The organism is Paracoccus panacisoli (genome assembly GCF_042435015.1).
Lineage (GTDB): Bacteria > Pseudomonadota > Alphaproteobacteria > Rhodobacterales > Rhodobacteraceae > Paracoccus > Paracoccus panacisoli.
In genome coordinates, this window is sequence record NZ_JBHMQU010000027.1 from 122,718 (window position 1) to 132,519 (window position 9,802).

Consider the following 9,802-nt stretch of genomic DNA (forward strand, 5'->3'; position numbering starts at 1 on the left):
CGGCGGCCGCGCCGGCGACGAGCGCAGCGGCCGCAGCGGCCGCCGGCCCGGTCCTGCCCAATGGCATGGACACCACCCCCGACCACATGGAAAACGGCCGCTGGTACAACGCCGAGGGCATCCCGACCTTCAAGATCGAGGACGGCAAGCTCGACTATGCCAGCTTCTCGGGCTACCGCCGCTACCACGCCGAGTGCCACGTCTGCCACGGCCCCGACGGCGAGGGCTCGACCTACGCCCCGGCGCTCAAGGACTCGGTCGTGAACAAGATCGACTATTACGAGTTCCAGCAGATCGTGGCCTCGGGCAAGCAGAACGTCGGCACCGGCCAGGCCAACCAGGTGATGCCGGCCTTCGGGACCAACCGCAACGTGTGGTGCTATGTCGATGACATCTACGCCTATCTGCTCGCGCACGGCACCGGCGCCATCCCGCGCGGGCGGCCGGCCAACCGGGCCGACAAGTCCGACGACTTCGCCAAGCAGGAAGATTCCTGCATGAGCGGCTGATGCGCGCCGGGATTGCGGCCCTAACCCTTGCCGCGCTGAGCCTCGGCGCGGTCCCGGCCGCGGCGCAGCTGGCCGAGCTGCGCTCGACCACCGCCTTCCGGGTCTGCGCCGACCCGGCGGCGGTGCCGATGTCGGCCGAGGACGGCTCGGGGTTCGAGAACCGGCTCGCCACGCTCTTCGCCGAAAAGCTGAACCTGCCAGTCGAGTATTTCTGGTTTCCCCAAGGCACCGGCTTCGTCCGCAAGTCCCTGCGCGAGGGCAATTGCGACGTCATCATGGGCTACGCCCAGGGCGACGAGCTGGTGCAGAACACCAACCATTACTACACCTCGGTCTACGGGATCCTCACCCGCAAGGACGGGCCGCTGGCCGGGGTGGACCATCTGACCGATCCGGCGCTCAAGGGCCGTAACCTCGGCGTCGTCGCGGGCACGCCCCCCGCCACCCACATGGCGCGGGCGGGTCTCGCCAAGGACATGCGCGGCTGGGATCTGTTCGTCGATCGCCGGGTCGAGAACCCGGTGGGCGAGATGCTGGAGGGCGTCCGCAACGGCACGCTCGACGCCGCCGTGCTGTGGGGGCCGCTCGCCGGGCCGCTGGTCAAGGACGACCCCGACCTGCAGTTCGTGCCGCTGCTCAAGGAAGAAGGGGGGCCGCGGCTCTTCTACCGCATCACCCTCGGCGTGCGGCCGAGCGAGCAGGACTGGAAGCGCGAGCTGAACAGCCTGATCCGCCGCAACCAGGCCGAGATCGACGCGATCCTGCGCGATGCCGGGGTGCCGCTGGTCGACGACTACGGCAAGGCGCTGAAGCCATGATCCGCCGCGCCGCCGCGCTGGCCTGCCTGCTGGCGGGGCTGGGCGCGGCGGCCGCCGCCGATCCCGCCGTGCCCGAGCCGCAGGGGTATCGGGGAGAGCCCTACCGCGCCCCGGTCCCCGACACGCTGGCCGGCGCCACGGTGCTGGACGCCGCGGGCACCGCCGACTGGCAGGCAGAGGGCGCGGTGCTGATCGACGTGCTGCCCGCCACCCGCCGCCCCGCGGGACTGCCCGAGGGCACGCTGTGGCGCGCCCCGCGCCATGACACCCTGCCCGGTGCGATCTGGCTGGCCGACACCGGCTATGACCGGCTCACGCCCGAGGTCGAGCGCGGCTTCGTCGCGGCGCTCGAGCGGTTGAGCCACGGCGACCGCGGGGCGGCGCTGGTGTTCTTCTGCAAGGCCGACTGCTGGATGAGCTGGAATGCCGCGCGCCGGGCGGTGGCGCTTGGCTATGGCCGGGTTTGCCTGGTTCCCCGGCGGCACCGACGCCTGGGCGGCCGAGGGGCGGGCGCTCGTCCCGGCCGTGCCCGCCGACTGAGGCGCCGGGCCGACGAACAGCCCGAAGCTGCGCGGCCCGGCGGGCACGTCGATGGTCGCCTCGACCGTCAGCCTCTCGCCGTCGATCACCGTCAGCGTGTCGGCGTCCCAGTTCGCCAGCGCCAGCCGCCGCCCGTCGCTGAGCGCGGCGATCCCCTCGGGGTAGTCGCCCACCTCGATCCGGCCGAGGAGGGCGAGGGTTTCGGCGTCGAACACCGTCACCGTCGCCGCATACTGGTCAGTGACGAACCCCTTGCCGGCGGCGAAGGCCACGCCATAGGGGTGGCTGCCCGTCTCGACCCGGCCGGTCACGCGCCCGCTGGCGGCGTCGATCTCCGTCACGCTGTCGGACTGCACATCGGCGGTCCAGAACCGCCCGGCGTGGAAGGTGACGGCATAGGGGTGGGTGCCGGCCGGTGCCTGCCAGAGCGGCGCCCCGGTCGCCGCGTCAAAGGCCGACAGCCTGTCCGCATCGCGGTCGGCGGTGACGACCACCCGTCCGTCCCCGGACAGCGCCACCCCGGCGGGCGCAGGGCCGGTCGCCGCCGCCCACACCGGCGCGCCGTCGAGCGTCAGGCAGCGCAACCGCGCCCCGTACCAGTCGGTCACGAACATCCGCCCCGCCGCGGGGTCGAGCGCGATGCCGAAGCTGCCCTCGCCCAACGCCTGCTGGCGCAACACCGCGCCGTCGGCGCCCAGCACCGTCAGCGCCCCCGTCTCGGCCGAGATCACATAGGCCCGTCCCGTCGTCGGGTCATAGGCCACCGGCGCGGGCGCCCCCGCGACGGGCACCGTGACCCGCACAGCCCCGCTGTCGAGATCGACGACGCTCACCGCCTGCGCCGTCTGCGAGGTCACCACGGCCAGATCGCCCGCTCCCGCGGGCCCGGCGGCCAGCAGCAGGGCGGCCGCGAGGCGCCTCACTCGGCCTTGCCGAACCGCTCGGCCAGCGCGTCGAGCCCGGCCTGATAGACCCCGGTGACGGCCTTGGTCGCGGCCTCGTCGTTCAGCTCGGGCGGCGGCTCGTTGTTGGGATAGCCGCGGTAGAACCCGCCCTTCCAAACCACCCTGGCCTTGCCGCCCTCGTCGTTGACGCACAGCGTCGCGGCGTAGTTGGTGACCGGCAGCACCGTCACCTCGACCGCCTTGATCAGATAGCCGTAGCAGCGCTTCTCGGGCTGGAACTTGGTCAGCGTCTCGGTGATCGTCGGATCGCCGCCCTCGGCCGTGAGGTGCAGGACGCGGGTGGATTTCTCGGGCGTCACCGCGTCGGGACTGTCGGCGGTCATCTCGGTCCGGGCGACGGCGGGATGCCAGCTCATGTCGTCGAACTTGCCGATCGCCGCCCACACCTCGTCGGGCGAGGCGTTCAGCACCTCGTCCAGCTCGAGCTTGAGCCGCACCGGGCCGTGCGCCAGCGCCATTCCGCTGCTCGCCAGCAGCGCCGCCAGCGCCAGGGTCACGGCCTTCGTCGTCAGGGGTCGCATCTATTTCTCCCGAAAGATGAGGTTGCGCAGCAGGTAGCTGTAGCCGCGCCGGAAACTGTCGTCGGTGTTGCCGCGGATATCGACGGCGCCCGCGCGCACCGTGGCGCCGGTCGCCGCGTCGCGGACGTGCAGGTTCACCGACAGGATGAGGTTCGAGACCTTCTGCACCTCGCCCGAGATGGCGTAGCGCGCGCCCATCTCGGCGGCGATGCGGGTGTCGCGGCGGTTCGAGTGGACGGGGTTGCGGATCGCGGCCACCGCCTCGGGCGGCGGCTCGGTCAGGGTGAAGCCGCGCCGGGTCAGGTCGGCGGCGATGAAATCCTCGGCCATCTCGACCCGCGCGGTTTCGTCGGCGCGCACGCCGTTGATCGCGCCCTCGGTCGAGGTGTCGATGAAATGCAGCCCGAACCAGACCGCGCTGCCCGGCGCGGGGGGCGGCCCGGTGACCGGGGTCGCGGCGGCTGCCGGCAGCGCCAGCAGGGCCGCGAGGGCGGCGGCGGGCAGGGCGGACGCAAGGCGGGCAGGGGTGATCATGGGGCGCATGGTAGCGCCGGCCAAGGCGGCGTCCATCAGCCGAACGTCGCAGGGAAAGGCGGCAATCGGCCTCGGAACGATTGCCGGGTTGCACCCGCGGCGCGCGCCGCCAAGACTGGCACGGGGAAGGCCGGCGCCACGCGCCGGTGTGGTGGGGGAGGGCCGTCATGGCACCGGCGCAGCATCGCAGCATCTGGCGGGTCGCAGCCCTCGCGGCGGCGCTCGGCGCCGCGCCCGCGCTGGCCCAGACGCCGGCGCCGACCGCCCAGACCGCGCCGCCCCCCACCGTCGCGGCCCCGTCCGTCGCGCCCCAGACGCCCGCCCCGCAGGTCATCCGCATCGGCGTCCTGCGCGTGGACCGCGCCGGGCTGCCGCCGATCTCGCGGCTCGAGCTGCCGCCCGCCGATCTCGGCCTCGTCGGCGCGCGGCTCGGGACCGAGGACAACGACACCACCGGCCGCTTCATGGGCCAGGACTTCGACACCACCGAGGCGACCGCCACGCCCGAGACCGCCGCGGCCGAGCTGGACGCGCTGATCGGGGCGGGGGTGCAGTTCGTGGTGACGCTCGCCGACGACGCCACCACGCTGGCGCTGGCCGACCACGCCGGGGACCGGGCGCTGATCCTGAACGCCCGCGCCCGCGGCGACGCGCTGCGTGGGGCGGACTGCCGCGCCAACGTGATCCACGTCGCGCCCGCGGACGCGATGCTGACCGACGCGCTGGCGCAGTTCCTGATGTGGAAGCGCTGGACGCGCTGGTTCCTCGTCGCCGGCAGCCACCCCGAGGATACCGCGCTCGCCGCCGCCTGGACCCGCGCCGCGACCAAGTTCGGCGCGAAGATCGTCGAGGAACGGGTGTTCCAGGACACCGGCGGCGCCCGCCGCACCGACTCGGGGCACGTGCAGGTGCAGGCGCAGATGCCGGTCTTCACCCAGCGCGCGCCCGAGCACGACATCCTGATCGCCGCCGACGCGGCCGGGATCTTTGCCGGCTACCTGCCCTACCAGACCTGGGACGCGCGCCCCGTGGCGGGCTCGGCCGGTCTCGTCCCGCGCAGCTGGCACCCGGCGATGGAGGCATGGGGCGCGACCCAGTTCCAGAACCGCTTCGAGGCGCTGGCCCACCGCCCGATGCGCGAGGAGGATTACCAGGCCTGGCTCGCCGTCCGCATGGTGGGCGAGGCGGCGACGCGGGCGCGGACGACCGATCCCGCCGCGCTCAAGGCCTTCATCCTCTCGCCCGAGTTTCAGGTCGCGGGCTTCAAGGGGCAGAAGCTGACCGTGCGCGACTGGGACCACCAGCTGCGCCAGCCGATCCTGCTGACCACCGGCCTGTTGATGGCCAGCGTCAGCCCGCAGGACGCCTATCTGCACCAGGTCACCGCGCTCGACACGCTGGGCATCGACCGCCCCGAAACCCAATGCAAGTTCTGAGGTCCGCCATGCGCATCGCCCTGACGCTGATCCTGTTCGCCACCGCCCACCCGGCGCTGGCCGCCCGGGTCTATGTGACCAATGAAAAGGGCAACGACGTCACCGTGCTGGACGACGAGACGCTCGAGGTCGTGGGCCACTATCCGGTCGGCAACCGCCCGCGCGGCATCACCCTCTCGCCGGACGGGCGCGAGCTTTACGTCTGCGCCTCGGACGACGACCTCGTGCGGGTCTTCGATCCCCAGACGATGCAGGAAACCCACACCCTGCCCAGCGGCCCTGACCCCGAGCTGTTCGTGCTCAGCCCCGACGGCGGGCGGCTGTACATCGCGAACGAGGACGACAACCTCGTGACCGTGGTGGACACCAAGACCCACCAGATGCTGGCCGAGATCCCGGTCGGCGTGGAACCCGAGGGGATGGGCGTCAGCCCGGACGGCAAGACCGTCATCAACACCTCGGAAACCACCAACATGGCGCATTTCATCGACACCGAGACCTACCAGATCACCGCGAACGTGCTGGTGGACCAGCGCCCGCGCTTCGCCGAGTTCACCGCCGACGGCAAGACGCTGTTCGTCTCGGCCGAGATCGGCGGCACGGTGTCGGTGATCGACCCGGCCACGCAGACCGTGGTCAAGACCATCGGGTTCCAGATCCCCGGCGTGCTGCCCGAGGCGATCCAGCCGGTCGGCATCCGCGCCACCCGCGACGGCAGCAAGGTGTTCGTGGCCCTCGGCCCCGCCAACCGCGTGGCGGTGATCGACGGCGAAACCCTTGAGGTGACGGACTACATCCTCGTCGGCCAGCGGGTCTGGCAGCTGGCCTTCAACGCCGACCAGAGCCGGCTCTACACCACCAACGGCAACTCGAACGACGTGACGGTGATCGACGTGGCCTCGGGCCGGGCGCTGAAGTCGATCCAGGTCGGCCAGCAGCCCTGGGGCGTCGTCGTGGCGCCCGAATGACCCCCGGAAAGGACCAGCCGATGACCCGCCTCACCCTCGCCGCCCTGCTCGCCTGTGTGCTGCTGACCCCCGCGGTCGCGCAGACGGCCGCCCCGGAAGCCCAACCGGCCTCGACCGCGCCGGCGACCACCCCGGCGCCGGCCGATGACGCCGAGGATGACGACGACGCCGCGCCCGCCGCGCCCGTGGCGGCGACGGCCCCGCAACACCACGACTACGGCCCCTCGGGCATCCTGTCGCGCGCCAACCGCGAGGACCTGCCGCCCCTCACCCTCGCCGCCGGGAAGCCGCTCGCGCAGGGCGAATACACGCTGCAATCCGGCGGCTATTACCGGATCGAGATCACCGCCGACGGCAGCCAGGAGCTGGCGCTCTCGGGCGGGGATTTCTTCCGCGCCGTGTGGGTGGACGAGATCGTGGTGAACGACATCGAGGTCCGCCCGATGGGGGTCCACTCGCTCGAGTTCGACGCGGCCGGCACCGCGCGGCTGACCTTCGTGGCGATCGTGCCGGGGCGCTATGTCCTGTCGGTCCCCGGCGCGCGCGGCAAAAGCCAGCAGGCCGTTTTCACCATCCGCTGATGCCGCAGACCGCCCCCCCGGCCCTTCAGGTCACCGGCGTCAGCCACGCCTTCGGCGCGGTCACGGCGCTGGACGATGTGTCCCTGACCGTGCCGCGGGGCGGTATGACGGCGCTGCTGGGGGTGAACGGGGCGGGCAAGACCACGCTCTTCAACCTCGTCACCCGGCTGTACGCCAACCGCAGCGGCACGATCCGGGTCGCGGGCCATGACCTGCGCCGCGACCCCGGGGCGGCGCTGGCGCGGCTGGGGGTGGTGTTCCAGAGCCGCGCGCTCGACGCCGACCTGACGGTTCGGCAGAACCTGATGTATCACGCCGCGCTGCACGGGATCGGGCGGGCCGCCGCGCGGGCGCGGCTGGGCGAGGTGCTGGCGCAGGTCGATCTCGCCGGGCGGGTGGACGACAGGGTGAATGCGCTGTCCGGCGGGCAGGTGCGCCGGGCCGAGATCGCCCGCGCGCTGATGCACCGCCCCGAGCTTCTGCTGCTGGACGAGCCGACCGTGGGCCTCGACGTCAAGTCCCGGGCCGAGGTGCTGGCGCTGACCCGTCGGCTGATCGCCGAGCGCGGGGTCTCGGCGCTCTGGGCCACGCATATCCTCGATGAGATCGCGCCCGCCGACCGGCTGGTGATCCTGCACCGCGGCCGGGTGCTCTTCGACGGCACCGCCGCCGAGGCCGCGCCGGACGGCGACCTGACCCGCGCCTTCCTGACGCTGACCGGGGTCGCGGCCGGGGGAGCAACATGAGCGGCACCGCCACCGTCTTTCTCGGCATCGCCCGGCGCGAGGCGCTGCGCTTCGTCAACCAGCGCGGCCGGTTCCTCGCGGCGCTGGTGCGGCCGCTCGTGTGGCTCTTCATCTTCGCCGCCGGCTTCCGCTCGGTCCTGGGGCTGTCGATCACCCCGCCCTACCAGACCTACGTCCTCTACGAGGTCTACGTGACCCCCGGCCTCTGCGCGATGATCCAGCTCTTCAACGGGATGCAGTCGTCGCTGTCGATGGTCTACGACCGCGAGACCGGGGCGATGCGGACCCTGCTGGTCAGCCCCTGGCCGCGCTGGTTCCTGCTGGGGTCCAAGCTCGTCGCCGGGGTGATGGTCTCGATCCTGCAGGTCTACGCCTTCCTCGCCATCGCCTGGCTCTGGGACGTGCGCCCGCCGGTCCTCGGCTATCTCGCCGTGCTGCCGGCGCTGGTGCTGTCGGGGCTGATGCTCGGGGCGCTGGGTCTGTTCCTGTCCTCGGCCATCCGCCAGCTCGAGAACTTCGCCGGGGTGATGAACTTCGTCATCTTCCCGATGTTCTTCGCCTCGACCGCGCTCTACCCGCTGTGGCGGATGCGGGAATCCTCGACGCTGCTGCACGACATCTGCGCCATCAACCCCTTCACCCATGCGGTGGAGCTGATCCGCTTTGCGCTTTACCTCGAGGTCAACTGGCTGTCCCTTGGGGTCGTGGCGGGATGCCTTGCGGTGTTCTTTCTGGGCGCGGTGGCGATGTATGACCCGGCCCGCGGCCCCGGCGCCCGCCGGAAGGGAGGGGGATGATGCGACGCAGTTTCATGGCGGCTCTCGTGGCGCTGGCGCCTATTGGGGCGATGGCCGCGCAGGCGACGCCCGACTGGCCCTGCATCCAGCCGCGCCAGCCGCATCTGTCGCTGGGGCAGGTCTGGACCGGCCCGCAGCCCGACGCGGGGACCGAGGCGCTGGCCGCCTCAACCGAAATCGCCGCGCTGGCCGACCGGCTGGCGCAGCGCCGCCTGCCCGTGACGGATGCCGAGGCCGAGATTGCCGCCTTCGCCGAGGGCCGGGACCCCGCGGCGCGCACCGCCCTGATGCAGGCGCTGTTCGAGCGCATCGACCGGCAGCGCAGCCTGCTGATGGACGGCATCTCGCGCTATGGCCACAAGCAGGTGGCGCTGGCCGCGCAGGTGCAGGCGCGCCGCGCGCGGATGGCCACGCTCGAGGCCGCGGACAAGCCCGATTTCGACGCCATCGACGCCGAGGAAAAGGCGCTCGACTGGGACCAGCGGGTGTTCACCGACCGCCAGCAGAGCCTGACCTATGTCTGCGAGACGCCGGTGATCCTGGAACAGCGGCTGTTCGCGCTGGGCCGGGCGCTGGCTGCGGGCCTGCCGCCCGAGTGAGCGGCGAGGCAGCGCGCGGATGAACAGGTGACGCGCGGGGCGGCGCAGGATAACGTGGGACGAGGGGCGCCCGCCGCGGCGCCGCCGACGAGGGAGCGTGCGATGACCAGACTGACCTATCCGCTGCTCGCCCTGCTGCTGGCCGGGGCGCCGGCGCTGGCGCAGAGCGTCTCGACCTACAGCGTGCCGATCACCGCGCCGCCCGCGGACCTCGCCCCGCCCCCGGCGGTCACGGCGACGCAGGAGATCCCGAAACCCCCCGCCGTGACGGCGACCACCCCGGCGGCTGCGCCGGCTGCATCCCTTGCCGCGGCCGAGACCCCGGCTCCGGCCGCCTCGGATGGCCTGAAGGCCGACCTCGCCCCGCCGCCGGCGGTGGCCGCGGCGCAGGCCGACGCGGGCGCAGGCTCCGTCGCCCCGCCGCCCGAGGTCACCGGCGCGACCGCCCCCGGCATGACCGCCGAGGGCGTCCCGACCGAGCCCGTCCAGACCCCGACCCCCGCCACCACGCAAGAGGCGCTGGCCGCCCCGGTCCCCGACGCGGCCCAACCTGCCGCGGCGACGGCCTCGGAACAGCCCGGCCCGCAGGCTTCGGCGACCGACGGCACCGCGACCGCCACGGCGACCACGCCCGCGGGCGTCGCGCCCGACACCCCCGCCGTGACCACGCCCGACGGCCAGCAGGTCGCCGCCGGCTCGTCCGCCGCAGCGGCCATCCAGCCGCCGTCGGGCCAGGCGACCGCCGGGGCCGAGCAGCAGGACGCGACCGCCGGCGCCGCCGCCTCGGG

General features: G+C 72.9%; 10 protein-coding genes and 3 pseudogenes. 10 read left to right on the forward strand and 3 right to left on the reverse strand.

From position 1 onward, the window contains the following. The 3 genes and pseudogenes from ACFHYO_RS07320 to ACFHYO_RS07330 all read left to right on the forward strand — a co-directional run. The coding region (locus ACFHYO_RS07320) for a c-type cytochrome, methanol metabolism-related (protein WP_394319420.1) at positions 1–509 on the forward strand (509 nt) is incomplete at its 5' end. Next, positions 509–1,327 carry a substrate-binding domain-containing protein gene (locus ACFHYO_RS07325; RefSeq protein WP_394319422.1) on the forward strand — a complete coding sequence of 273 codons (819 nt, stop codon included), beginning with the start codon at positions 509–511 and terminating at the stop codon, positions 1,325–1,327. The genes ACFHYO_RS07320 and ACFHYO_RS07325, both read left to right, overlap by 1 nt. Then, positions 1,324–1,734 (forward strand): annotated as a pseudogene (locus tag ACFHYO_RS07330) (rhodanese-like domain-containing protein); the annotation flags it as partial. The gene ACFHYO_RS07325 and the pseudogene ACFHYO_RS07330, both read left to right, overlap by 4 nt. Before the next feature lie 450 nt (positions 1,735–2,184). Here the strand turns inward: ACFHYO_RS07330 and ACFHYO_RS07335 are convergent. The 3 genes and pseudogenes from ACFHYO_RS07335 to ACFHYO_RS07345 form a co-directional block, all read right to left on the reverse strand. Next, positions 2,185–2,790: pseudogene (locus tag ACFHYO_RS07335) on the reverse strand (YncE family protein); the annotation flags it as partial. Next, positions 2,787–3,353 (reverse strand): SRPBCC family protein, encoded by a 567-nt coding sequence (locus ACFHYO_RS07340; protein WP_394319424.1) that lies wholly within the window; start codon positions 3,351–3,353, stop codon positions 2,787–2,789. The pseudogene ACFHYO_RS07335 and the gene ACFHYO_RS07340, both read right to left, overlap by 4 nt. Then, entirely contained in the window at positions 3,354–3,887 is a 534-nt protein-coding gene (locus ACFHYO_RS07345) for a DUF3280 domain-containing protein (RefSeq protein ID WP_394319426.1), read from the reverse strand. Positions 3,888–4,054: 167 nt separating this feature from the next. Here ACFHYO_RS07345 and pedA1 point away from each other — a divergent pair, with 167 nt between their 5' ends. The 7 genes and pseudogenes from pedA1 to ACFHYO_RS07380 form a co-directional block, all read left to right on the forward strand. Beyond that, positions 4,055–5,323: a lanthanide ABC transporter ABC transporter substrate-binding protein PedA1 gene (pedA1, locus tag ACFHYO_RS07350; protein ID WP_394319428.1), complete on the forward strand. Its 1,269-nt coding sequence runs from the start codon at positions 4,055–4,057 to the stop codon at positions 5,321–5,323. 8 nt (positions 5,324–5,331) lie between these two features. After that, a complete protein-coding gene (locus ACFHYO_RS07355; protein ID WP_394319430.1) occupies positions 5,332–6,291 on the forward strand; it encodes a YVTN family beta-propeller repeat protein in 960 nt (319 codons plus the stop codon). 20 nt (positions 6,292–6,311) lie between these two features. Then, positions 6,312–6,872 (forward strand): cupredoxin domain-containing protein, encoded by a 561-nt coding sequence (locus tag ACFHYO_RS07360; protein ID WP_394319432.1) that lies wholly within the window; start codon positions 6,312–6,314, stop codon positions 6,870–6,872. Next, a complete protein-coding gene (gene pedB / locus ACFHYO_RS07365) occupies positions 6,872–7,618 on the forward strand; it encodes a lanthanide ABC transporter ATP-binding protein PedB/LutE (protein ID WP_394319434.1) in 747 nt (248 codons plus the stop codon). The genes ACFHYO_RS07360 and pedB overlap by 1 nt, the downstream gene beginning before the upstream one ends. Next, positions 7,615–8,415 carry a lanthanide ABC transporter permease protein PedC gene (gene pedC / locus ACFHYO_RS07370; RefSeq protein WP_036710298.1) on the forward strand — a complete coding sequence of 267 codons (801 nt, stop codon included), beginning with the start codon at positions 7,615–7,617 and terminating at the stop codon, positions 8,413–8,415. Before pedB ends, pedC begins: the two co-directional genes overlap by 4 nt. Beyond that, a complete protein-coding gene (locus ACFHYO_RS07375) occupies positions 8,412–9,014 on the forward strand; it encodes a hypothetical protein (RefSeq protein ID WP_394319436.1) in 603 nt (200 codons plus the stop codon). Before pedC ends, ACFHYO_RS07375 begins: the two co-directional genes overlap by 4 nt. Positions 9,015–9,116: 102 nt before the next feature. Further along, positions 9,117–9,802 (forward strand): annotated as a pseudogene (locus ACFHYO_RS07380) (hypothetical protein); the annotation flags it as partial.

What these genes read in the sequence shown, in the direction of transcription:
- ACFHYO_RS07345 (WP_394319426.1), bottom strand. Translation starts at nt 3,887, where the DNA reads ATGATCACCCCTGCCCGCCTTGCGTCCGCCCTGCCCGCCGCCGCCCTC.
- ACFHYO_RS07360 (WP_394319432.1), top strand. Translation starts at nt 6,312, where the DNA reads ATGACCCGCCTCACCCTCGCCGCCCTGCTCGCCTGTGTGCTGCTGACC.
- ACFHYO_RS07375 (WP_394319436.1), top strand. Translation starts at nt 8,412, where the DNA reads ATGATGCGACGCAGTTTCATGGCGGCTCTCGTGGCGCTGGCGCCTATT.
- pedB (WP_394319434.1), top strand. Translation starts at nt 6,872, where the DNA reads ATGCCGCAGACCGCCCCCCCGGCCCTTCAGGTCACCGGCGTCAGCCAC.
- ACFHYO_RS07325 (WP_394319422.1), top strand. Translation starts at nt 509, where the DNA reads ATGCGCGCCGGGATTGCGGCCCTAACCCTTGCCGCGCTGAGCCTCGGC.
- ACFHYO_RS07340 (WP_394319424.1), bottom strand. Translation starts at nt 3,353, where the DNA reads ATGCGACCCCTGACGACGAAGGCCGTGACCCTGGCGCTGGCGGCGCTG.
- pedC (WP_036710298.1), top strand. Translation starts at nt 7,615, where the DNA reads ATGAGCGGCACCGCCACCGTCTTTCTCGGCATCGCCCGGCGCGAGGCG.
- ACFHYO_RS07355 (WP_394319430.1), top strand. Translation starts at nt 5,332, where the DNA reads ATGCGCATCGCCCTGACGCTGATCCTGTTCGCCACCGCCCACCCGGCG.
- pedA1 (WP_394319428.1), top strand. Translation starts at nt 4,055, where the DNA reads ATGGCACCGGCGCAGCATCGCAGCATCTGGCGGGTCGCAGCCCTCGCG.